The sequence below is a fragment of the Mycobacterium sp. G7A2 genome (assembly GCF_041902445.1).
Taxonomy (GTDB): domain Bacteria; phylum Actinomycetota; class Actinomycetes; order Mycobacteriales; family Mycobacteriaceae; genus Mycobacterium.
This window is the reverse complement of sequence record NZ_CP169251.1, coordinates 2,813,227-2,835,560: the sequence shown is the minus strand read 5'-3', so window position 1 is coordinate 2,835,560 and position 22,334 is coordinate 2,813,227. Positions and strand designations below refer to the sequence as shown.

Annotated in this window: 24 protein-coding genes and 1 pseudogene; 12 read left to right on the top strand and 13 right to left on the bottom strand. The window is 68.3% G+C overall.

Features of this window, described 5'->3' with window-relative positions:
* Nucleotides 1-48 precede the first annotated feature (48 nt).
* Nucleotides 49-2,298, top strand: a complete 2,250-nt coding sequence (locus ACEWX3_RS13665) for a molybdopterin-dependent oxidoreductase (protein ID WP_374159684.1) — start codon at nt 49-51, stop codon at nt 2,296-2,298.
* On the opposite strand, the gene ACEWX3_RS13660 is transcribed toward ACEWX3_RS13665, so the two are convergent.
* A complete protein-coding gene (locus tag ACEWX3_RS13660; protein ID WP_374159683.1) occupies nt 2,299-3,156 on the bottom strand; it encodes an N-acetylmuramoyl-L-alanine amidase in 858 nt (285 codons plus the stop codon).
* A gap of 131 nt (nt 3,157-3,287) precedes the next feature.
* On the opposite strand from ACEWX3_RS13660, the gene ACEWX3_RS13655 reads away from it, so the two are divergent.
* Nucleotides 3,288-3,767 (top strand): SRPBCC family protein, encoded by a 480-nt coding sequence (locus ACEWX3_RS13655; RefSeq protein WP_207067679.1) that lies wholly within the window; start codon nt 3,288-3,290, stop codon nt 3,765-3,767.
* 11 nt (nt 3,768-3,778) lie between these two features.
* Here the strand turns inward: ACEWX3_RS13655 and ACEWX3_RS13650 are convergent, their stop codons facing one another.
* Nucleotides 3,779-4,216, bottom strand: coding sequence for a DoxX family protein (locus ACEWX3_RS13650; RefSeq protein ID WP_374159682.1), 438 nt, complete (start codon nt 4,214-4,216; stop codon nt 3,779-3,781).
* Between the two features lie 252 nt (nt 4,217-4,468).
* On the opposite strand from ACEWX3_RS13650, the gene ACEWX3_RS13645 reads away from it, so the two are divergent.
* Both ACEWX3_RS13645 and ACEWX3_RS13640 read left to right on the top strand, forming a co-directional pair.
* Nucleotides 4,469-4,867, top strand: coding sequence for a nuclear transport factor 2 family protein (locus ACEWX3_RS13645; protein WP_152517491.1), 399 nt, complete (start codon nt 4,469-4,471; stop codon nt 4,865-4,867).
* Nucleotides 4,868-4,911: 44 nt separating this feature from the next.
* A complete protein-coding gene (locus ACEWX3_RS13640) occupies nt 4,912-5,745 on the top strand; it encodes a PHP domain-containing protein (protein WP_374159681.1) in 834 nt (277 codons plus the stop codon).
* 9 nt (nt 5,746-5,754) lie between these two features.
* Here the strand turns inward: ACEWX3_RS13640 and ACEWX3_RS13635 are convergent, their stop codons facing one another.
* The 3 genes and pseudogenes from ACEWX3_RS13635 to ACEWX3_RS13625 form a co-directional block, all read right to left on the bottom strand.
* Nucleotides 5,755-6,567, bottom strand: coding sequence for an acyl-CoA thioesterase domain-containing protein (locus tag ACEWX3_RS13635; RefSeq protein ID WP_374159680.1), 813 nt, complete (start codon nt 6,565-6,567; stop codon nt 5,755-5,757).
* A pseudogene (locus ACEWX3_RS13630) lies at nt 6,568-6,756 on the bottom strand (SDR family oxidoreductase); the annotation flags it as partial.
* 222 nt (nt 6,757-6,978) lie between these two features.
* Nucleotides 6,979-7,461 carry a TspO/MBR family protein gene (locus tag ACEWX3_RS13625; protein ID WP_207067682.1) on the bottom strand — a complete coding sequence of 161 codons (483 nt, stop codon included), beginning with the start codon at nt 7,459-7,461 and terminating at the stop codon, nt 6,979-6,981.
* A 180-nt stretch (nt 7,462-7,641) separates the two neighbouring features.
* On the opposite strand from ACEWX3_RS13625, the gene ACEWX3_RS13620 reads away from it, so the two are divergent.
* Nucleotides 7,642-9,117 carry an MFS transporter gene (locus tag ACEWX3_RS13620; protein ID WP_374159679.1) on the top strand — a complete coding sequence of 492 codons (1,476 nt, stop codon included), beginning with the start codon at nt 7,642-7,644 and terminating at the stop codon, nt 9,115-9,117.
* Between the two features lie 10 nt (nt 9,118-9,127).
* Here ACEWX3_RS13620 and ACEWX3_RS13615 read toward each other — a convergent pair whose 3' ends face one another.
* Nucleotides 9,128-9,568: an SRPBCC family protein gene (locus ACEWX3_RS13615; RefSeq protein WP_207067683.1), complete on the bottom strand. Its 441-nt coding sequence runs from the start codon at nt 9,566-9,568 to the stop codon at nt 9,128-9,130.
* Nucleotides 9,569-9,890: 322 nt separating this feature from the next.
* Here ACEWX3_RS13615 and ACEWX3_RS13610 point away from each other — a divergent pair, with 322 nt between their 5' ends.
* The 4 genes from ACEWX3_RS13610 to ACEWX3_RS13595 are packed head-to-tail and all read left to right on the top strand — an operon-like array spanning nt 9,891 to nt 14,031.
* Entirely contained in the window at nt 9,891-11,060 is a 1,170-nt protein-coding gene (locus ACEWX3_RS13610) for an ABC transporter ATP-binding protein (protein WP_207067684.1), read from the top strand.
* Between the two features lie 55 nt (nt 11,061-11,115).
* The gene (locus ACEWX3_RS13605; RefSeq protein ID WP_207067685.1) at nt 11,116-12,297 is read left to right on the top strand and encodes a spermidine/putrescine ABC transporter substrate-binding protein; all 1,182 of its coding nucleotides are present in this window, start codon (nt 11,116-11,118) and stop codon (nt 12,295-12,297) included.
* A 4-nt stretch (nt 12,298-12,301) separates the two neighbouring features.
* Nucleotides 12,302-13,177 (top strand): ABC transporter permease, encoded by an 876-nt coding sequence (locus ACEWX3_RS13600; RefSeq protein ID WP_207067686.1) that lies wholly within the window; start codon nt 12,302-12,304, stop codon nt 13,175-13,177.
* Nucleotides 13,174-14,031: an ABC transporter permease gene (locus tag ACEWX3_RS13595; RefSeq protein ID WP_207067687.1), complete on the top strand. Its 858-nt coding sequence runs from the start codon at nt 13,174-13,176 to the stop codon at nt 14,029-14,031. Before ACEWX3_RS13600 ends, ACEWX3_RS13595 begins: the two co-directional genes overlap by 4 nt.
* A gap of 45 nt (nt 14,032-14,076) precedes the next feature.
* Here the strand turns inward: ACEWX3_RS13595 and ACEWX3_RS13590 are convergent, their stop codons facing one another.
* From ACEWX3_RS13590 to ACEWX3_RS13575, 4 genes are all read right to left on the bottom strand, one after another.
* Complete coding sequence (locus ACEWX3_RS13590; RefSeq protein WP_221358794.1) at nt 14,077-14,433, bottom strand: hypothetical protein; 357 nt, start codon at nt 14,431-14,433, stop codon at nt 14,077-14,079.
* 28 nt (nt 14,434-14,461) lie between these two features.
* On the bottom strand, nt 14,462-15,328 hold the full coding sequence (locus tag ACEWX3_RS13585) for a DMT family transporter (RefSeq protein ID WP_374159678.1): 867 nt from the start codon (nt 15,326-15,328) through the stop codon (nt 14,462-14,464).
* Nucleotides 15,329-15,493: 165 nt separating this feature from the next.
* On the bottom strand, nt 15,494-16,309 hold the full coding sequence (locus tag ACEWX3_RS13580) for an enoyl-CoA hydratase/isomerase family protein (protein WP_374159677.1): 816 nt from the start codon (nt 16,307-16,309) through the stop codon (nt 15,494-15,496).
* Between the two features lie 40 nt (nt 16,310-16,349).
* On the bottom strand, nt 16,350-17,042 hold the full coding sequence (locus tag ACEWX3_RS13575; RefSeq protein ID WP_374159854.1) for an MBL fold metallo-hydrolase: 693 nt from the start codon (nt 17,040-17,042) through the stop codon (nt 16,350-16,352).
* A gap of 76 nt (nt 17,043-17,118) precedes the next feature.
* Here ACEWX3_RS13575 and ACEWX3_RS13570 point away from each other — a divergent pair, with 76 nt between their 5' ends.
* Nucleotides 17,119-18,078 (top strand): DoxX family protein, encoded by a 960-nt coding sequence (locus tag ACEWX3_RS13570; protein WP_207069125.1) that lies wholly within the window; start codon nt 17,119-17,121, stop codon nt 18,076-18,078.
* A gap of 73 nt (nt 18,079-18,151) precedes the next feature.
* Entirely contained in the window at nt 18,152-18,643 is a 492-nt protein-coding gene (locus tag ACEWX3_RS13565; RefSeq protein WP_207069124.1) for an RDD family protein, read from the top strand.
* A gap of 6 nt (nt 18,644-18,649) precedes the next feature.
* Here ACEWX3_RS13565 and ACEWX3_RS13560 read toward each other — a convergent pair whose 3' ends face one another.
* Nucleotides 18,650-19,402, bottom strand: a complete 753-nt coding sequence (locus ACEWX3_RS13560) for a DUF4333 domain-containing protein (RefSeq protein WP_374159676.1) — start codon at nt 19,400-19,402, stop codon at nt 18,650-18,652.
* Nucleotides 19,403-19,466: 64 nt separating this feature from the next.
* On the opposite strand from ACEWX3_RS13560, the gene ACEWX3_RS13555 reads away from it, so the two are divergent.
* Complete coding sequence (locus ACEWX3_RS13555; protein WP_374159675.1) at nt 19,467-20,351, top strand: hypothetical protein; 885 nt, start codon at nt 19,467-19,469, stop codon at nt 20,349-20,351.
* Between the two features lie 6 nt (nt 20,352-20,357).
* Here ACEWX3_RS13555 and ACEWX3_RS13550 read toward each other — a convergent pair whose 3' ends face one another.
* Together ACEWX3_RS13550 and ACEWX3_RS13545 are read right to left on the bottom strand one after the other, a co-directional pair.
* A complete protein-coding gene (locus tag ACEWX3_RS13550) occupies nt 20,358-20,684 on the bottom strand; it encodes a YnfA family protein (RefSeq protein ID WP_207069122.1) in 327 nt (108 codons plus the stop codon).
* 127 nt (nt 20,685-20,811) lie between these two features.
* The gene (locus ACEWX3_RS13545) at nt 20,812-22,320 is read right to left on the bottom strand and encodes a carboxylesterase/lipase family protein (protein WP_207069121.1); all 1,509 of its coding nucleotides are present in this window, start codon (nt 22,318-22,320) and stop codon (nt 20,812-20,814) included.
* Nucleotides 22,321-22,334: the final 14 nt, after the last annotated feature.

The following is a 22,334-nucleotide window of genomic DNA, read 5'->3' as shown; positions in this document are numbered from 1 at the left end:
GTTTGTCGTTACAGCTCGTCACAGCAGTACGAATCGAGGCACCCGGCGATGGCTCATGACGTTCACGATCTCGCGGGAGTCGGCGAGGACGGCCTCCACCTCTACACCTGCCCCCTGTGTGAGGCGATGTGCGGGCTGGAAGTCCACGTCGAGGACGGTCAGGTCGCCTCCATCCGACCCAACCGCGACGACGTCTGGAGCCGGGGTCACATCTGCCCCAAGGGCGCCTCGCTGGGCGCGGTGCACGAGGATCCGGACCGGATCCGTCGCCCGATGATCAAGGTCGACGGGCAGTGGCACGAGGTCGACTGGGACACCGCGTTCCGGCGCTGCACCGAACTGCTCGCCCCCGTGATCGACCGGTACGGCATCAGCGCCGTCACCGCGTACACCGGCAATCCGCTGGCGCATTCGTTCTCGCTGGCGCGCTACAGCGCGGTCCTTCTCGGCATGTCGGGCATGCCCCTGACCTACTCTCCCGGCACCGTCGACCAGTGGCCGAAGAACCTGTCTTCGCATCTGATGTACGGCGGCTGGTGGAGCTTCCCGGTACCGGACCTGGAACGCACCGATCTGCTGGTCGTGATGGGTGCCAATCCGGCCGCATCACAGGGCTCGCTGCTCGCCGCCCCCGATGTGATGGGCCTGATCCGTTCGATCAGCGAGCGTGGCAGGGTGATCGTCGTGGACCCGGTGAGAACCCGGACCGCCGAGCGCGCCGACGAATGGCTGCCGATCAACCCGGGCACCGACGCCGCGCTGCTGCTGGCCGTGTGCCACACCCTGTTCGCCGAAGACCTGGTCGACCTCGGCGCGCTGGAACCCCACCTCGATGGACTCGAGACGCTCCGTACCGTTGTGGCCGACTGGCCGCCGGAGCGCGTCAGCGACGTCACGGGTGTCGCCGTCGACCGGATTCGGCAGCTGGCGCGCCAACTCGCCGGTACGCCCCGCGCTGTCGTGTACGGGCGCATCGGAACGTGTAACCAGGAGTTCGGCAGCCTGGCCAGTTGGCTCGTCGACGTCGTCAACATCCTGACCGGGCATTTCGACGTCGCCGGCGGGGCCATGTTCCCGACCCCGCCGGCATGGTCGGTGACCGTCCAGCCGATTCCCGGATTGGAAGACGGCGCAGCCGATTTCGGGCGATTCCGGACCCGGGTGCGCGGCGCCAAGGAGGTACTGGGACAGGTTCCGGTGTCCTGCCTGGCCGAGGAGATCGCCACCCCCGGCGACGGTCAGATCCGGGCGTTGATCACCGTGGCGGGCAACCCGGTGTTGTCCACTCCGGCCGGACACAAGCTCGACAAGGTGCTTCCCGGGCTGGACGCGATGATCGCGATCGACCTGTGGCTCAACGAGACCACACGGCACGCCGACGTCATTCTGCCCGGCGCGTCTCCGCTGGAACAGCCACACCACGACGACCTCATCCTGAACTTCGCCATCAACAGCGTGGCGAACTACTCAGCACCGGTGTTCACCAAACCAGACCCGGATGCCCCCGACGAGTGGGAGATCCTGATCCGGCTCACCGGATTGTGCACCGGCACCCCCGCCGAACACGTCGACGTCTCCGCCATCGACGACGGGTTCTTCGACTATTTGTGCTTCACCCAGGGACTCGACGGAGCCGAGGTGCGGACCCACTACGACCACGGCGGCCCCGAGCGCATCCTCGACCTGACGCTGCGCACCGGCCCCTTCGGCGACCACTACGGGCGCGACACCGACGGTCTGACACTGGCCAAGCTCAAAGCGGCGCCGGATGGCATCAACTTCGGCCCGATGGTGCCCCGAATACCGGAGGTGCTCGGCACCTCGGACGCCAAGATCCGGCTGGCCCCAGCCTATCTGCTCGACGACCTGCCCAGGCTGGCCCGCCGGCTCCGCCGCCAGCCCGATGACCTCGTGCTGGTCAGCCGACGACATCTGCGGTCGAACAACTCGTGGCTGCACAACGTCGGGGCGTTGATGAAGGGCAGGGACCGCTGCACGCTGCTGATGCACCGCGACGACGCCGCGCGGCACGGCCTGCACGACGGTGACCTGGTGGCGGTGACCTCGGCGGGTGGACGCATCGACGTTCCCCTCGAGGTGACCGAGGCGATCAAGCCGGGGGTGGTGTCGATGCCCCACGGGTGGGGACACGGCAAGCCGGGCACCCGACTGACCGTTGCCAACGGTTCCCCAGGGGTGAACACCAACATCCTCTCGCCGCCGGATTTCCTCGACGAACCGTCGGGCAACGGCGCCCTCAACGGCATCCCCGTCACGGTGACCCGAGCCGGAGACTGATCACAGGTCGATGCCGATCAGACGCAGCTCGAGTGCGGCCGCCGTGGCCGGCCCGACAATGCCGTCGACGTGTAGCCCCGGTGTCCGACGCTGGAATTCACGTACGGCCTCCTCGGTTGCGGCGTCGAACTCACCGTTGATCTCCAAACCACCGGCGTAGGACGCGTAGGCGAACTTCAACCGGCGCTGCAGTTCGGCCACCTGCGGCCCTCGGGTGCCGCGGTAGAGCAGCACGTCGGCGTATCTGCCGACCGGCACCGCCGGCCGAGGAGACGTCGCGCGGGGGACGGCACCGATCTGGCGCGCGACGTCGAGTCGAAGCCGATCCATGTCGATGGCCCCGGGATCCCACTTGCCCTGGGCCCGACCGCCGTACTCCTTGTGGCCGATGGTCCGGGCTGCCGGCACCCCAAGGCGCCGGCAGATCGCCGCACAGCTGTTCACCAGCGCAAAGTACTGAGCGTCGGGCCAGTTCTGGCGGTGCGGCGCCCACGGAGCGGTCCCCGAGTTCGCACATTCGATACCGATGGTGTGCCAGTTGCCCATGTTGACGGGCAGCCACGGGTACATGCCGATCCCCGCGTGCCAGGCCACGCCCGCCGCCACGACCGTCACCTTGCCGGTGCGGCCGATGTGAACCTGCGACAGCGGGCCCGGCAGATCCGGGCGCCCGTAGGCGATCGAGGCAGCGGTCGCGAAATCCGATCCGGTGTGATGCACCATGATCCCGCGGATGTCGTGGAAGTCGCCGTGGCCCCGCCCGCGCCAGCCCACGAACTCTGCCACGTCGAGACCTTCGGCCCGCAGCACATCGGCCAGCCACAGGGGATCACCACGCCACCCGGCGGCCTGGGGCATGCAGAACTCTCCTCGAAACGCGGGCTGTCGGTGCCTTCCACCATGCAACCACCATGTTCGTGTCGACCTGACCCCGGGGTGCTCGTCCGGCCGCGGTGTTTGGCCCCCTGCGGCAGGGGTATTGCACTGCGGTGAGCGAGGATCCGGACGAGAGCCGACATCCCCTGATCGTGCGGCGCGACACCTCGGCGTCCCGCCGACAGGTCTGGGACGTCATCGCTGACGGGTGGACGTACTCGCAGTGGGTGGTGGGCAACTCCCGGATGCGGGCGGTGGACCCCAACTGGCCGCAACCGGGCAGCGTCATCCATCATTCCGTGGGCGTGTGGCCGCTGGTCATCAACGACAGCACCAGGGTCGACGTCTGCGTCCCGATGAACAAGCTCGTGCTGATCGCCAAGGGCAGGCCGTTGGGCGCCGCGCGGATCACGTTGCGGTTGAGCGACCTCGACGACGGCGGCTGCCGGGTGGAAATGGCCGAGGTACCGCTGTCGCCACCCTTGAGCTGGTTGCCGCGGGCTGCCGCGTTGGCCGCCGTGATCCCCCGCAACCGCGAAACCACGTGGCGGTTGACGGCGATCGCCGAGCGGCGCAGTTCGGACCGGGACTGACGAGGACCGACTCAGGTCGTCGCCTCCCGCGGCGTGGGATGAGTCATCCCGCGCCGGCGCAGATCATCGGCCGCCCAGGCCCCGCCGCCGGTGAACACCAGCAACAGGAATGCGAAGCAGTACAGCGCGGCCGACTCGCCGCCGTTCTGAATCGGCAACAGCGCATCGGGCTGGTGTCGCCAGAAATAGGCCACCGCCATGGTCCCCGACGCGAGGAAAGCGCCTGCGCGGGTGAACAATCCGGCCATCACCAGAAGGCCGGCGACCAATTCGATGAGTCCGGCCCACCACGACGGCCACGCACCCGTCGCCGCCACCGTGCCCCCATCCGGAGGCCACCCGAACAGTTTCACCGTTCCGTGCGAAGCGAACAGGAATCCGAGCACGACACGGAAGACGAACACTCCCAGCGTCGCGTTGACCTTGCTCAACGCCTTCATCTTCGCCATGGGCGGCACGTTAGGCGACCGATGCCGCACATGGTTGGTCACGACGAGGACATCGCGCAGCCTCGCCGGGCCGTTGGCAACTCGGCGCCTTGTTCCGGCGCTACGGTGACGACGGCACACGACGTCGGCAAGCTGTCACCGCAAACGGTGCCCGCGGTTCGCGAAAATCTGTGGCGTAATCTGCGTCACGTCAGTCCGGATCAACGCGGACCACGCCCTCGTGGCGAGGCCCGAACGAACGAGAGGTGCATGGTGCAGTCGTTTCGTGAAGCCGTGGAAGCTCGGGACACCGACGCGATGGCGGCCCTGCTGGCCGACGACGTGGTGTTCACCAGTCCCGTCGCCTTCAAGCCCTATCCCGGAAAGCCCATCACCGCGGCGATCCTGCGGGGGGTGATGCGGGTCTTCGAGGACTTCCGCTATGTCCGGGAGATCACCGACAGCGGCGGACGCGACCATGCTCTCGTCTTCGAGGCGACCGTGGCAGGCAAGAAAGTCACCGGCTGTGACTTCATCCATGTCAACGACGCCGGATTGATCGACGACTTCATGGTCATGGTGCGCCCGTTGTCCGGCGCCACCGCATTGTCCGAGGCCATGGCCGCCCAGTTCGACCGCATCCAGGCGGAAGCCGCCGAGCACAGCAGCTGAGGCCGGCCGGGCAGGGCGGGTACGCGCGTGCGACGATCGACGCGATGCTGCCCGCCGACAACCACGTGCATTCCCGATGGTCGTGGGACACCGCCGAGACGGCGACGATGGAGCGAGAGTGCGAGTCCGCGATCCGGCGGGGCATCCCGGCGGTGGCGTTCACCGAGCACGTCGACTTCACGGAGTGGGGCGATGGCGACCGTGGCTACGGCGGGTCGGCGGACGTCAAGGTCGGCGACCGGCCGGGGGTGGCACCGTTCGATCCCGCCGGTTATGCCGAGAACATCGAGCGCTGCCGTGAGATGTTTCCGACACTGCGCATCTGGTCGGGCATCGAAGCCGGTGAGCCGCACTACTTCTCGGCCAGTGTGGCTCGCGTGCTGAGCGCCGGAGTCTTCGACCGGGTGTTGGGTAGCTTGCACGGCATCGCCGTCGACGGCCGACTCGAAGCGATCAACTCTGCGCTGTTCGAGCGCCACGACCCTCGCGAGCTGATGGAACGTTATCTGAGCGACCTGGTCGACCTGGTCGAGCAGTCCCAGGTGTTCGGCGTGCTGGCCCATTGCGACTATCCGCGCCGGTACTGGCCCACCGAACGGGTCGGAACCTACCGCGAGGCCGACTTCGAGGAGCATTACCGGGCCGTGTTCGCGGCGTTGGCTCCCACCGGGCGGGCTCTGGAGGTCAACACCAAGTCACCGCTGTCGTCCGTCGAACTGATTCGCTGGTGGCGGCAGGAAGGCGGGCAGGCCGTCTCGTTCGGCAGTGACGCACACCGACCCGACCGCGTCGGAGACCAGTTCGAGGTGGCCGTGCACATCGTCGAGGCGGCCGGTTTCCGTCCTGGCCGAGACCGTTTCGACTTCTGGCGTCGCTGAGCGCCGCCGTTACTCGTAGTTGATGCCTTCCAGTCGGAAGTCGCGTGCGGAGAAGTCGATCTGCGCGGCCGGATTGGCGACCGCGGTCGTCAGTCCTGACCCGAACGCACCCAGGCGATCGAACAACGTCGCCGTCCCGACCGCGATCCCCGCAGCGGAGTGGTGGGAGACGGCCTGTACCCCGAGCCAGTCGTCGACCGGCAGTCGCGAGAGTGCCACGGTGAGGTCACCGTTGATGTATCCGATCCCGGCGGTGCCCAGATTGGTCACGAGGCTCGTCGACTCGGCCACCGTGGCCGCACGCACGAACGGCGAGTTCTGTTGTCCGGCAACGATGCTGATCGAGTCGTTGAAGAACCGCTTGCGCGAGTCGTTCTGCTGCCCGGCCGGCGACCGGGTCCAGCCGCCCTGGTCGCTACCGATGTAGGGCGGCGGTGTTCCGTCCGGAGTGGGATGCTCGGGGAAGGCGTCGTCGGACATCCACAAGTCCCCCGGCGGTGGCGCGGAGGTCCGGAACCGCACGAGCGTGGCGCGAGCCACCACCCGGCCGTTCTGCATCACCTCACACTGCGCACTGTGCACCCGCCGGCCATCGCGGACCACCTCGACGCCGACGGTGGTGTGGGCGGTGCGGGCGGCGCGTAGCAGGTCGACGGTCAACCGGGCGGGCTGAAAGCCGTCGGTCGCGCACTCGTTCTCCAACGCCAGCGCGGCCAGTCCGACCATGGCCGGACCGTTGAGATGATCGTCACCCCAATGACTTTGCGCGTACGGCGTGGGGTCGTAACCCCCGCCGGACGCGGTGAAGTAGGCAGTGACCACTCAGGTGTTCCTGCCGCCGTCGACGCCGAGGATCTGGCCGGTGGTGGAACCGGCCTGCTCGGAGACCAGGAACGCGTACGCCGCGGCGATGTCTGCCGGACGGCCCGCTCGTCGCACCGGCGTCGGGTCGATGGTTGCCTGCACGCCGCCCAGCATGCCGCGTGCCCGCGAGCCGCGCAGCATCGGGGTACCGCCGTCACCGACTGTGAGCCCTGTGCGAAAAACCGGCCGGGAAATCGCACGGGGTTCACTCTCGGCGGCAGAGACACGGCGGCAGGGCCCCGTCGACGCGGCGGCAGGGCCCCGTCGACAGGGGCCCATCGACAGAGACACGGCCACAGGGGCCCGTCGACGGAGGGCCGGCGACAGAGACGCGACAGAGAACCGACGGGGCGGTGTAGCCGGTCGGCGTCAGCGGTTCAGTTGCCAGATCCGCGTCGACAGCGCAGTGGCGAACGCACACCACAGGGGGTACGGCGCGAGAGCCGCGCCGGCCGGCGTGTTCACCTGGCCAGCCCGCCGGGCCAGGTCGGCGCTGCTGAGCGTCAGCACCCCGGCCAGGGCCGCCGCCGGACCCAGCATCCGACGGTTGAAGAACACCCAGCTCCAACCGGCGTTGAGCACCAGGTTCACCGCCAGCGCGCGCTTGTAGGCGCGGGCCTGCTCGGTGTCGCCGCGGTCATTGAGCGTGTCGATCGTCGACGCCGAAACCACCGCGATGTCGGAGTACAGGATGTTCCATGCGACCGGGAACGCCCACCTCGGCGGCTGGAAGCCGGGCTTCTTCAGACGGCGATACCAGCGCGACTCGACGACGGGGGTGGTGGCCAGACCGCCCGCGGCGGCGGCGGTGAACGCAGCCCCGGCAGTCTTCGCGAGGGTCAACGGACGCATCGGTGATCCTTTCGTCAAGGCGGCACGGGACCGTGCCCTTGGGCAGTACCCCGATCAAGGTGCCATGACTCACCGGCTTTGCGACAGCCCCCGCCCGGGGTGACGGCCGCCGCTCGTGGGCTGAGGCACCCCGCGCATAATCGCCTGGGAAGCACAGACGGGCTAACGATCGGAGTGGGCGTGCACGAGATTGGCGTGGACCGATCCGCTGCCGCGCTCGACGACCCGGCCCGACGACCGCGCCTGCTGGTCATCGGGCTCGGCATCGTCGTGCTCACCGTCGCGGTTCTGCAGACAGCAGTCGTCCCGGTACTGGGCGTGATCGCTGAGCAACTCGACGCCTCGACCGTGGCCGTCAGCTGGGCAGTGACAGCCAATCTGCTTGCGGCTGCCGCGATGACACCGCTGATCGGACGCCTGGCCGATCTGCACCGCAAGAAGCGGGTGCTGCTCGGCGTGCTCATCGTGGTCCTGGCCGGTTCGGTGCTGGCGGCGGCGACCACCTCGCTGGCGCTGCTGATCACAGCGCGGGTCCTGCAGGCCGCTTCCTTTGCGCTGTACCCGATCAGCATCGCGATCCTGCGGGAGGAACTTCCACCCGAACGGATGGGGTCGGCGCTGGCGATCCTGTCGGGCACGTTGGGGTTCGGCGGCGGCGCCGGCCTGGTCGTGGTGGGCCTGCTGATGAGCGGGAACGCCGACTACCACCGGGTGTTCTGGCTGACGACGGGGTTCACCCTGCTGGTGATCGGGCTTGTCGTCTCGCTGGTGCCGAACCGGCCGCGCAGCGCTACCGGCCCGATCGACTGGCTGGGCGCGCTCGGACTGGCCGCCGGGCTCACCGCTGTGCTGCTGACGATCACCCAGGGCAATGAGTGGGGCTGGGTGTCCCCGCGCACCCTCGCCACCGCCGCCGGTGGGGTCGCGATACTCGCCTGCTGGTGGATCTGGGAGCGGCGGGTGGCCCGGCCGCTGGTGTCGACCCGCATGCTGACCCGGCGCTCGATGCTGTTCACCAACCTGGCGACGGTCAGCGTCGGCATGGGTCTGTACTTCGCGTTCCTCGGCCTCACCCAGTTCGTGCAGATGGATCCCGACATCGCGGGTTACGGCTTCGGGGCCACCGTGCTGCAGGCCAGCGTGGTGTATCTGCTTCCCGGGGCGCTGGCGGGATTCGTCGTCGCGCTGGTGTCCGGCCGGTTCATCGACCGGTTCGGCGCGCGGCCGGTGCTGATGATCGCCGCCGTCGTCGGGATCGCGGGTTTTGCTCTCATTGCCTTCGCGCACACCTCGCCCTGGCAGGTGATCGTGGCCAGCGTGCTGGCCAACGTCTACATCAGCCTCGGCTACGGCGCGTTACCGGCGTTGGTGGTCAGCGAGGTCGAGACCGGCGAGACCGGTGTCGCCACGGGCATGAACGCGATCGCGCGGACGGTGGGTAGCTCCATCGCGGCGGCACTCGTCGCGCTGCTGCTGAACCGCACGACCGCCGCCGGTACTCCGATGGAGAGCAGCTTCGTGGCCACGTTCCTGGGGGGTGCAGTCACCGCCGTGCTGGCGATCGCGCTCATCGCCGCATCGCGGCCCAAACCCGCACACAGCGAATCCGCCGAGGCGCGCTACGAATCCCGCGCGATGAACCACGAGTGGGGCTGAAAACCCGCTGCTAGCGCAGTCGGGCCAAATTCTGCACGGACTTGCGCACGTCGCCCTTGATGACCCTGGCGACCAGCCCGCCGACCGGCGTGCTGAGCAGACCCCCGGACAGGTCCGCGAGCACCCGGAAATCGGAGCCTTCCACCCCGTCCTGCGTCCTCGGCTGCACCTCCATGGTCAGACCGATCCGCACGCCACCGAAACCGGTGCCGACCAGCTCGATCTCCTTGGGCTCGTCGTAGCGGGTGACCCGCCAGTGGATCGTGTTGCGGAAACCCTTGACCTTGATACAGGACGACACCTCGGTGCCCACGTCGATCTCGTCGGGCACCTCGCCGCGCCACCCGCCGAAGATGGTCAGCCACTCCTCGAACCTCCGCAGGTTCGAAGCCAGGTCCCACGCCCGCTCCGGGCTGAGGTCGGAGGACACCGATACATCGACAGAAGCCATGCTGTTCTCCCTACCCCACCTGATCATCGCGGTAAACGGGCTTCACCCGGCGAAGTCAGCTGCGAAGATCATGATCGGCGACAACCGCGACGACCGCATGCCGGCCCACCCCAGGTCCGGCGGCAGTGCTGCACGCGCCTCGATGCGCGGATTCCCGCGAAGTGAGCCAGAATCAGCAAGGGATTCGATTGTGGAAATGTAAATTCGTTGCGGAATCGCTTGCGAAGGTCGGCGCGATCCGCGAAGGTTTACCCACAGCTTCACGGCTGGCACCTGAGGAGGATTGGCCCTGACCGGCTCACACGCAACCGCTGTAGACCAGATGGCGGAAACCGAGGCCACCCAGCACAAGGGCGGCCCGGTCATCGAGATCGACCATGTCACCAAGCGCTTCGGCGATTACGTCGCCGTCGCCGACGCGGACTTCACCATTGCCCAGGGCGAGTTCTTCTCGATGCTCGGCCCGTCCGGGTGCGGCAAGACCACCACGCTGCGGATGATCGCCGGGTTCGAGACGCCCACCGAGGGGGCCATCCGGCTCGAAGGCACCGACGTGTCCAAGACGCCGCCCAACAAGCGCAACGTCAACACGGTTTTCCAGCATTACGCGCTGTTCCCCCACATGACGGTGCGCGACAACGTGGCCTACGGTCCGCGGTCGGCCAAGAAGGACAAGAACACGGTCCGCAAGCGGGTTGACGAACTCCTCGAGACCGTGCGCCTGGCCGACTTCGCCCAGCGCAAGCCCGCGCAGCTGTCCGGTGGCCAGCAGCAGCGGGTCGCCCTGGCCCGGGCTCTGGTCAACTACCCCAGTGCGCTGCTGCTCGACGAGCCACTCGGCGCGCTGGACCTCAAACTGCGCCACGTCATGCAGTTCGAGCTCAAACGGATCCAGCGCGAGGTCGGCATCACGTTCATCTACGTGACCCACGACCAGGAGGAAGCGCTGACGATGAGTGACCGGATCGCGGTCATGAACGCCGGCAACGTCGAACAGATCGGCACACCGACCGAGATCTACGACCGCCCCGCTACGGTGTTCGTGGCCAGCTTCATCGGACAGGCCAACCTGTGGTCGGGGCGCCAGACCGGACGTCACAACCGTGACTTCGTCGAAGTCGACGTGCTCGGCTCCACGTTGAAGGCCCGGCCCGGCGAGACCACGATCGAGCCGGGCGGCAACGCCACGCTGATGGTGCGTCCAGAGCGCATCCGCGTCACCCCGGCCGAGCAGGAGCCGCCCACCGGCGATGTGGTCGGCGTGCGTGCCACCGTGACCGATCTGACCTTCCAGGGTCCGGTGGTGCGGCTGTCGATGGCCGCGCCCGACTCGTCGCCGATCGTCGCTCATGTCGGTCCGGAGCAGGACCTGCCGCTGCTACGCCCCGGCGACGAAGTCCACGTCTCGTGGGCTCCCGGCGCCTCGCTGGTGTTACCCGGCGCCGACATCCCGACCACGGAGGATCTCGAGGACATGCTCGACGACTCCTGATCCCGTCATCAGGCCGCCCCATCCCTTCCCTGAGCCGACGAAAGGCACCCTTCGCATGTCCCGTGAAATTGATCCCCGCCTGCTGGCCCGCTTGACCGCCGGCCGCACGACACGCCGCCGGTTCCTGGGCGGCAGCGCCGCGGCCGCGGCGGGACTGACGTTGGGCTCGTCGCTGCTGGCGGCGTGCGGTTCGGACAGTGACACGTCCAGCACGGCCACCGACGCCGGCGGACCCGCCAGCGGCACCCTGCGGATCTCGAACTGGCCGCTGTACATGGCCGACGGTTTCGTGGCCGGCTTCCAGACGGCCTCCGGTATCACCGTCGACTACAAAGAGGACTTCAACGACAACGAGCAGTGGTTCGCCAAGGTCAAGGAGCCGCTGTCGCGCAAGCAGGACATCGGCGCCGACCTGGCGGTGCCGACGACGTTCATGGCGGTGCGGCTGCATCAGCTCGGCTGGCTGAACAACATCAATCACGACGCCGTCCCGAATATCAAGAACCTGCGCACCGACCTGCTGGAGGCCAGCGTGGACCCGGGCCGCGAGTTCAGCGCGCCCTACATGTCCGGTCTGGTCGGCATCGCTTACAACCGGGCGGCCACCGGACGTGACCTGACCACCATCGACGACATGTGGGACCCTGCCTTCAAGGGCCGGGTGAGCATGTTCTCCGACGCGCAGGACGGCCTGGGCATGATCATGCTGTCCCAGGGCAACTCCCCCGAGAATCCGACCACCGAGAGCGTGCAGCAGGCCATCGACCTGGTGCGTGAACAGAAGGATCGCGGTCAGATCCGCCGGTTCACCGGCAACGACTACGCCGACGATCTGGCGGCCGGCAATGTCGCTGTCGCGCAGGCCTATTCCGGCGACATCGTGCAGTTGCAGGCCGACAACCCCGACCTGCAGTTCGTGGTTCCGGAAACCGGCGCCACCACGTTCGTCGACACCATGGTGATCCCGTACACCACGCAGAACCAGAAGGCCGCCGAGGCGTGGATCGACTACGTCTACGACAGGGCGAACTACGCCAAGCTGGTGTCATTCGTCCAGTACATCCCGGTGTTGTCGGACATGACCGAGGAGTTGGAGAAGATCGATCCGGAGTCGGCCAACAACCCGCTGATCAACCCGCCGCAGTCGGTGCTCGACAAGGCGAAGGGCTGGGCCGCGCTCACCGACGAGCAGACCCAGGAGTTCAACACCGCTTATGCCGCCGTGACCGGCGGCTGAGTTCATGGCAGGCGTAGCAGCCAGCAGCCGGCAACGGAGCAAGATCGCTCCCTACCTGATGGTCCTGCCGGCCCTGGTGTATCTCGGCGTGTTCTTCGTGGTGCCGTTCTTCACGCTCGCACGCACGTCGTTGTCGGAGACCAGCGGCTCGGTGTTCCTTCCCACGCTCACCTTCGCGTGGGACTTCGGCAACTACACCCAGGCGTTCAGCGAGTACCGGGAGCCGATCCTGCGGTCGTTCGGGTACGCGTTCGTGGCCACGGTGTTGTGCCTGCTGATGGCCTTCCCGCTCGCCTACGTGATCGCATTCAAGGCAGGCAGATACAAGAACCTCATCCTCGGCCTGGTCATCCTGCCGTTCTTCGTCACGTTCCTGATCCGCACGCTGGCATGGAAGACCATCCTCGCCGACGAAGGATGGGTCGTCAGTGCGCTCGGCACCGTCGGACTGCTGCCTGAGGAGGGCCGGTTGCTCTCGACGAGCTGGGCGGTGATCGGCGGGCTCACCTACAACTGGATCATCTTCATGATCCTGCCGCTCTACGTCAGCCTGGAGAAGATCGACCCGCGCCTGCTCGAGGCGTCGAAAGACCTGTACTCGTCGGCCACCCGCAGCTTCCGCAAGGTGATCCTGCCGTTGGCCATGCCGGGCGTGCTGGCAGGCAGCATGCTCGTCTTCATCCCTTCGGTCGGCGATTTCATCAACGCCGACTACCTGGGCAGTACCCAGACGACGATGATCGGCAACGTCATCCAGAAACAGTTCCTGGTGGTCAAGGACTACCCCGCCGCGGCCGCCCTGTCACTGGTGCTGATGCTGATCATCCTCGGCGGAGTGCTGCTCTACACCCGGGCCCTCGGCACGGAGGACCTCGTATGACGACTCAGGCCGGCGCGGCTGTCGCCACCGCCGCCACCCAGCCGCCGCAACCCAAAAAGGTGCGGGCACGCCGCAATTGGGGCGACGGGGTGCTGCGCCTCGTGGCGGGGCTGGTGCTGCTCTTCCTGTTCCTGCCGATCTTCGTCATCATCCTGTTCTCGTTCAACAAGCCCCTGGGCAAGTTCAACTACGCCTGGCAGGGGTTCACCTTCGAGAACTGGGCTGACCCGTTCAAGTACCCCGCACTGACCGATGCACTGCTGCTCAGCCTCAACGTGGCCGCGGTGTCGACGGCCATCGCGCTGGTGCTGGGCACCCTGGTGGCCATCGCGCTGGTGCGCCAGCGCTGGCGGGGCCATCGGGCCGTGGACACCTTCCTGGTGTTGCCGCTCACCGCGCCCGAGGTGGTCATCGGTGCGGCTCTGCTGACACTGTTCCTCGATTTCGGCTGGGCGGCCGGCTACACCACGATTCTGATCGCGCACATTGCGTTCGAGGTGAGCTTCATCGCGATGACGGTGCGTGCCAGGGTGCGCGGGTTCGACTGGACGCTCGAGGACGCCTCACTCGACCTCGGAGCCGGTCCGGCCCGTACGTTCTTCCGGGTGACGCTGCCGCTGATCGTGCCGGGCATCGTGGCGGCGGCGATGCTGTCGTTCGCGCTGTCGCTCGACGACTTCATCATCACCTACTTCGTCAGCGGGTCGACCGTGACCTATCCGCTGTACGTCAACGCCGCGGTCAAGGCAGCCGTGCCGCCGCAGATCAACGTGCTGGCCACCGCGATCCTGGGCGTCAGCTTGCTCTTGCTGGCAGTCGGGACACTCTGGCGCCGTAAACGATTCGAGGGTTGACCAGCGTCGGCCTGAACCGGGCGCTGTCCTCGATCAGCGTCGGCCTCAGCCGGCGCCGAGGCGCACCCGCACCGTCACGCGACCCCGGTCGTCGCGGTGCGCCACCGCGTGACCCGTGCGGTCGGCACCGTCGAGTCCGACGAGCGTGATCGGTCCGCCTCCGTCGGTGAAATTGCGCCACCACGTCTTGGAGTCGGGAGTCATGACCCGGATGACGAGGTCGTCGCCGTCGCGGCGATAGTTGACCGGGGTCTGGAATGTCCGGCCCGAACGACGGCCGGAGTACCGGACGGCGACCATGTTGCGGCGCAGCAGTGCACCGAGGCCCGGCACGTCGAGCAGCCGCATCGCGCCGGTGTTCACTGCCCCCACCAGGGGTGAACGAAATATGCCACTGGCCATGTGCATCACCGTATCTCGGTGGGAGCTCTCAGGCGATCTCCAACCCGACCGGGGCCGAGCGCGCCCCGGCGCGGGCAGCACCGATGCCGGCTGCCACGACCACGCAGATCCCGATCAGACCGAAGGGACCGGGAACCTGGTGCAGCACCAGGAAGCCGACGACCATCGCGAATCCGGGCTCAAGACTCATCAGCGTGCCGAAGGCGGCGGCGGTGAGGCGGCGCAGCGCCAGGAGTTCGAGCGTGAACGGCACCACCGGCAACAGCACCGCGATCCCGGCGCCGAGCAGCAGGATCTGGGGTGTCATCCGGTCGAGCACCACGGGTCCGACTGCCAGGGTCGCGACCAGACCGGCGACGGGCATGGAGATGGCCAGCGCATGGATCCCGGTGACCTGGTCACCCACGCGCTGGGTGAGCAGGATGTATCCCGCCCAGCAGGCGGCCGCGGCCAACGCGTACCCGACGCCCACCGGGTCGACGGTGCCCGACCACGGCTGGGTGAGCAGCACGACGCCGAGCGCGGCCAACCCCGGCCACAGCAGGCGCGTGCGGCCGCGACCTCTGGCCACCGCAACCCCGAGCGGTCCGAGGAACTCGAGCGCGCTGGCAGTTCCGAGCGGGATGCGGTCCACCGCGGCCATGAACAGCAGGGTGACCCCGGCTGTCACGACGCCGAGCAGCACACACGTCAGGAAGCTGCTGCGCGTGTAGGCGGCCGGCCGCGGACGGACGATGACCAGCAGCAGGACCCCGGCCCACGCCAGTCGCAGCCACGCGACCCCCTCGACGCCGATCCGGTCGATCAGGGTGACCGAGATCGCCAGGCCCATCTGCAGGGAGATCCCGGCGGCCACGGCCATCGCGGCGCCCGTCCGCGCCTGATTTGCTGCCACCCCTGCATTGAACGGGACGGTCGCGGTCGCGGTCCACGCGATTTCGGGCCACGGGGTCCCGCCGGACAGGTCCGGCCCCAACACTCAGCCGGACAGGTCCGGCCCCGCCACTCAGCCAGACAGGTCCGACCCCAACAATCAACCGGACGGGTCCGGCCCCGCCACTCAGCCGGACGGGTCCGGCAGGGGTTCCCAGTCGCGCGACACCGAACCGGTCCACCGCGGCGGGCGACGCTGCAGGAAGGCCGCCACGCCCTCGCGGGCATCGGCGCTGCCCATCACCCGGTGGTGCAGGGCCGTCTCCATCGCCGCAACCTCGCCGGGCCCGTAACCCTTCGCCATCGTGTCCCAGAGCAGTCGCTTGCTCAGCGCCACCGACATCGGGGCGGTGTTGGCCGCGATGTCGGCGGCCATCGTCATCGCGACGTCGAGCACATCCCCCGCGGCCGCGACACGGGAGGCGATTCCCAGCGCGGCGGCCTCGGCACCGTCGAACGTCCGGCCGGTGAGCAGCAGTTCGGCGGCGACGGCGCCGCCGGCCAGCGCCGGCAGCGTCCAGTGCGAGGCACAGTCCGGGATCACACCTCGCCGCACCTGTGCCACCGCGTATTTCGCGTCGCGTGCCATGATGCGCACATCCGCCTGCAGCGCCATCGAGAGACCGATCCCGATGGCGTGGCCGTTGACGGCGGCGATCACCGGTGTGCGCAATTCGAACGCCGCCGGCGAAATCGGCGACGAACTGAACTGTTCGTCGGGCGAATCGAAAGGACCGGTCGGTTCCGCGAAGTCCGCACCGGCGCAAAACGCCTCTCCCGCCCCGGTGAGCACGATTGCCCGGACCTGGTCGTCGTCGTCACAGCGCCGGTACGCAGCGCCGAGGAGTGCCCCCATCTGGGGGGTGTAGGTGTTGCGGCGTTCGGGCCGGTTCAGCGTCAGCACCGCCACTCCGGCCCGGATCGCGACGGCGAGATCGGTCATGCGGCGAACTTACCGGGCGGCGCCTGTGCTCATCGCACGATCACCGCCGTGCCAGCCAGTCTGCTTGGCGCCGCACGAATTCGGCGTCGACGACCGCCCCGTGGCCGGGCACGTACGCCGCCGACGGGCCACCCGCGGCGAGCACACGGTCCAGCGTCGCCGGCCACGCCTGCAGGTCGGAATCGTGGTCGACGCAGGGTTCCCCGGACTCCTCGACCAGGTCGCCGCAGAACACCACCGGCCGGTCGATGTCGGAGACCAGCACGATCAGGTCGTGGTCGGTGTGGCCACGCCCCGGATGGCTGATCCTCACGGTCACGTCGCCGAGGTCGAGCACCGCATGGGCGACGGCCGGACCGATCGGCACGGACGCTGCCAGAGCGCGATCCACCTCAGCAGCGTCGGCACCGTGGCTCAGCGCCTCCGCGCGCACCTGCGCGCTGCCGGTGTCCAGCGCCGCAATGACCGCCGGTGCGCAATACGTCTGGGCAGCGGCGAACACCGAATGACCGAGGATGTGGTCGAAGTGATGATGGGTCAGTACCAGGTGGCCGACGTCTCGCCCGGTGAGCAGGCGGACGTCGTCCGCGACCGCCCGCGCCTCACGCAGCGTGGTGCCGGTGTCGATCAGCACCACTGCCGCCGGAGTGGCCACCAGCCCCACCGTGACATCGCAGAACGGCAGCCGGCAACGGCGCACATGGGCGCTGACCTGCTCCCATGTCCAGTTCAGCGCTGCCTCGCCCATACTGCAGAAGTTACTCGGAACACCGGGTTTGTCCGCCGGTGCGCCGGGGAACACAGCCGCCATGTTGATCCGACGTGTCGCGCGCCCCATGCTCTCCGCCGTGTTCATCTCCCGCGGGGTGGAATCCCTGCGGAGCCCCAAACCCGCAGCGGACGCCACCCGGCAGACCCTCGACGGGTTGTCCAAGCTGCCGGACCCGGTAGGCACCAACGTGCCCTCCGATGCCGAGACGGTGGCCAAGGTGAATGCCGCAGTGCAGATCGGCGGCGGCCTGCTGTTGGCGACCGGAAAGTTTCCCCGCATCGCGTCGATCGCTCTCGCTGCCAGTGTGGTGCCGGGTTCCCTTGGTGGAAACGCCTTTTGGAACCAGTCCGATCCTCAGCGCAAGAGCGAGGAGCGCAAAGCGTTCATCACTGACATCAGCTTGCTGGGCGGGCTGATCATCGCCGCGGTCGACACCGAAGGCAAACCGTCACTGGGGTGGCGCGGCCGCCGTGCGGCGCACAAGGTTTCGGAAGCGGTCTCGGCGGCGTTGCCGGTCGGGGCGGCCGCCGGTTCGTCGCTGTCGGACAGTGAGTTCGCCGACAAGCTCGGTCATGGACTGCACGTCGGCGCCGAGCGGGGACGTGAACTGGCCCATCTCGCCCGCGAACGCGGTGAGGAGTGGGCAGAGGTCGCCCAGAAGCGCGGTGAGGAGTGGGCAGAGGTCGCCCAGAAGCGCGGCGGCGAGTGGGCCGAGATCGCGCAGAAGCGCGGCGGCGAATTCGCCGACGTCGCCCGCGAACGCGGCGAAGGGTGGGCCGAACTGGCCCGCCACCGCGGGACCGAGCTGGCCGGAACGGCGCTCGACCGGGCTCCGGACCTCGCCGACACCGCACGGGGACGCGGACACGAGCTGGCCGGACAGGCCCGCGGGCGTGCCGCCAAACTCACCAAGGCCGCCGAGAAGCAGGCCAAGGTCGCCGAGAAGCACGCGAAGGCCGCTCGCAAGGAAGCCAGGAAACAGCGCCGCAAGCTCTGAAAACGTTTCCCTACGTCACATTCGCTCGGTACCGTGAGGTCGCATCGCTGACCTCTGGAGAAAGAGCGGATCCATGACGAGCGACTACCCGCCTCAGCCCGGCCAGTACGGATACCCCGGGTCTTATCCCCCGCCGGGCGGCAACACCAAGCCCGGCGGGTTGGGAGTGCGCTTCGCCGCGCGCTTCATCGACGGCATCATCGTGGGGATCATCGGATTCGTCCTCGCGTTCGCCGTCGACGCCACCTCCAACGTCTGGATCACCGGCCTGTTCACCGGCCTGTTGACGTTCATCTACTACGTGGCTCTGGAAGTGACGCAGGGGTGGACCTTGGGCAAGAAATTGCTCGGTCTGAGCGTGCACGGACCGTCTGGCGCGCCGAAGCCGACCGTAGCTCAGTCGGCCATCCGGAACTCATGGACGCTGCTGCCGATCATTCCCTTCGTCGGCGGCCTGCTCGGAATCGTCGCGATCATCGTCATCGCGGTGACGATCAACGGCAGCCCGACCAAGCAGGGCAAGCACGACGAACTGGCCGGCGGCACGCAGGTCGTCAAGAGCTGAGAAGTCTCACCCCATCGGCGCGTAGCTGTAGTCGATCGCCTCGCCGTCGACGGCGGTGACCGTCAGCCGCAACGTCGCCGTGGTCGAGGCGTCCGCGACGGTGCAGTCGACGGTGTTGCCGGGCCGGCCTTCGAGGTGGCCGGCGCAGGTGGCCGAGTTCGGCCGCGCCCCGACGTGCGCGGCCAGGTCGTCCAGCAGTGAGTTCTCCAGTTCGGTGCGCGTCAGGATCGGGACCAGATCGAAGTTCATCATCAACCCGTCGACGCTGGTGACCTCTGCCGTGCGCGGCAGGGTCAGCCCTGCGGTGGTGATGTCGCACCGGGAGATGGCACCGATCTGGCCGTGCAGATCCGCCAGGCACACCACCGACGTCGGCGCTGCTGCTCCGGCGTCGTCGAGCAGACGGACCACCGCGCGTTCCAACTGCTCGCGGGACAACGCGGGCGTCATCTCGTAATCGATGGTGGCGCCATCGACGGCGGTGACGGTCACGATCGGCTGGAAACTGTTCGTCGGACTCATCACGACGTCGCAGCGTGAGGTCTGGCCCACCTCGCCGACCAGATCCGCGCGGCAGGTCACCTCCTGCGGCTGCTCGCCTGCGCTCGCCAGCTGCGCGGCGATGTCGTTCTGCAGGTCTGCGCTGGTCACGGTCGGGGCGCGGGAGGCGTCCTGCACACTGCACCCCGCGGCGGCCACCGCGCTTGCTGTCAGCGCCGTCAACGTGGCGATCAGCGTCCTCATCAGCTGCCCCGTCACGACTAGGAAGTTTGCACCGGGGACCCTAGCAGACCTGTCTGCCGGGCAGTGGTTGACTGCTCTGGTGACGAGAGAACCCTCGCTGGCCCGCCGCCTGTTCGACCGAGTCGAACCTGTCCACGCCGTCACCTACTTCGCCCCCGAAGCGCGCACCACCTTCGACCGGTTGGGGATGCGAGGCTTCTGGATGGGCTACTTCGCGGCCCGTTCGGCACCACTGGGTAGGGTGCCGACCGAGATCGTGACCGCCGCCTTCTACAACTTCACCCCGGAGCGGGTCGCCAAGTCGCTGTCGGGAGCGTGGTCGGTGATCTCACCCTCCGATGCGCTGCGGGCCCGGGAACAGTCGGCGGCCGCGGCGTTGCGCCGGTGCGGCGTGGACGACGACGAGGCCGGTGCCGCGGCCGAACTGGCGATGAAAGCGGCGACCGGGGCCGAGGTCGGCGGACGCACGTTGTACGCCGCCAACCGGGCACTCGAGTGGCCGCAGGATCCGGTCGCGCGGCTGTGGCAGGCCACGACGCTGCTGCGCGAGCACCGCGGTGACGGCCACGTCGCCGTGCTGACCTCGCTGGGTGTGTCGGGCCGCGAATGCAACGTGCTGCACGCGGCGGCGGAACGCGTGCCGGAGGAGATGATCAAGCGCAGCCGCGACTACGACGACGCGCAGTGGGAGCTGCATCGTGAGGCGCTGCGGAAGCGAGGACTGCTCGACACCGCCGGCGTGCTCACCGAGGCCGGCCGTGAACTCAAGCAGCACCTCGAAGACACCACCGACGCGCTGGCGCTGCCGGCCTTGGCAGCTTTGGACGACAGCGAGGTCGAGGAGCTGTTCCGCACCCTGACACCGATCACGAGGAAGGTGGTGGCCGCCGGGGACATCCCCGCTGCGACGCCGATGGGGCTGAGCCGCGCCGACCTCGACGACGACAGCGCCCACCTGGGCTGAGCCACGTCAGCGGGGCGCGTACATGATCAGGCCCACCCCGACGAGTGCCACCACGGCGCCGATGAGGTCCCATCGGTCGGGCCGGAATCCGTCGGCGACGACGCCCCACAGCAGGGAGCCGGCGACGAACACCCCGCCGTAGGCGGCCAGCACGCGGCCGAAATGCGGATCAGGCTGGAACGCGGCCACGAAGCCGTAGGCACCGAGTGCAAGCACACCGGCACCGACCCACAGCAGCCCGCGCTGTTCGCGCACGCCCTGCCACACCAACCACGCTCCGCCGATCTCGAGGATGGCGGCAAGGACGAACAACAGGACCGATCTGATCACCACCGCTCCACCCTGTCGCGAGCGCGCCACAAATGCCCGATCCGTTGCGCGTGTCGTGCGGGGACATGCGCGGTTGCGGGGAGTCAGCGGGGTACGTCCGGCGCCGATTCACCCCGCTCGCCAGCTGGACTCACCGGTTGGCCAGCGAAAACCCCTGCCAGGCCCGTCGCCGTTCGGCATGCGGATCGAACTCGATGCGGCGCTTGTGATCGAGTACCAGTACGGCGCGCTCGTGACGGTCGTAGAGCGGCCAGTCGTCGCCCGGAACTCCGTGCCGGGCGAACGCCAGCCAACGCCGCTGGATGTCGTCGCTGACCCGACGGGCGGCGCGCGAGTCGACCCCGGCGGCCAGCCACCTGCCGAACCGGGAGCGGTACACGTCGAACACCGCCAGCAGCTCGGTGGCGTGGGTGGCACCGAAACCGGACCAGCGCAGCGCCCGCGTGGCGTAGTCGTAGCGGTACACGAAGGTCGGGGCGTGCCGGCTGTGGGCATGGGCTATCTGCCACACCGCCGCTCCGAAGATCAGGTCGCCGCCGAGCTGCACGCAGACCGACGGGTCCGGGTAACCGGGGTAGGCGGCGAGGATGCGTTCGCGCTCAACCGGATCGGCCTGCGCCAGCAGCCGCTCGATGGCGACTTCGTTGGTGGGCAGCAGCTTCAGGAATTTGGTGAACAGCCGGCCCTCGTCGGCGTTGGTCCCGACGATCAACGGCACCCGGTGGGCGTCTCCGTCGGCCATCGCCATGACCGGCTCCTTCGGCAAGAAGTCGGTGCCGTAGGCCGGTCCGATCGCGAAGGCGCCCAGCATGTCCCGCTGCCCTTCGAGGATCAGCCGCTGTAGCGCGTCGACGAGTTCGGCCGGACGGGCGGCGCGCAGCGCCGCAGCGGCGTCGCGCTCGCCGACTCCGAGCTGCGCTGCGAAGCGGCCGGCGAATTCCGCGGCCACGTCGGCGTCGCGGGTCATGCCCGTGGTGGGACTCTGCGAGATCGCCTGGGTGAACAGACCCTCGGCGGCGGGGGTGGCCAGCAAGGTCGCCACCGCGTGCGCGCCGGCGCTCTCGCCGAAGATCGTGACGTTGTCGGGGTCGCCACCGAACGCCTCGATGTTGTCCTGCACCCAGCGCAGCGCAGCCACCAGATCACGCAGGAACAAGTTGTCGTCGATCGTGATGTCGTCGGTTGACAGCGACGACAGCTCCAGGCACCCCAGGGCGCCGAGTCGGTAATTCACCGACACGTACACGCAGCCCTTGCGCGCCAGCGAGGCACCGTCATAGATGGGTGTCGCCGAACTGCCGAGCATGTAGCCGCCCCCGTGGACGAAGACTTTGACGGGCAGCGGGCCGCCGGCCTGGTCCGCGGGGGTGGTGACGTTGAGGGTCAGGCAGTCCTCGCTCATCGGCTGGTATTTGCCGGGCGCCAGAATGGTGTACATCCGCTGCTGCGGCGAGCAATGCCCGAAACCGTGGCAGTGCCGCACCCCCGACCACGGCTGCACCGGTTGGGGCGCCCGGTAGCGCAGATCGCCCACCGGCGGGCGCGCGTACGGGATCGATCTCCAGCGGTGGACGCCGTCTCGGGTGAAGCCTTCCACGGCGCCCGAGGCGGTTCTCACCGTGACGATGTGCTCATGCATTCATTCGACGGTAG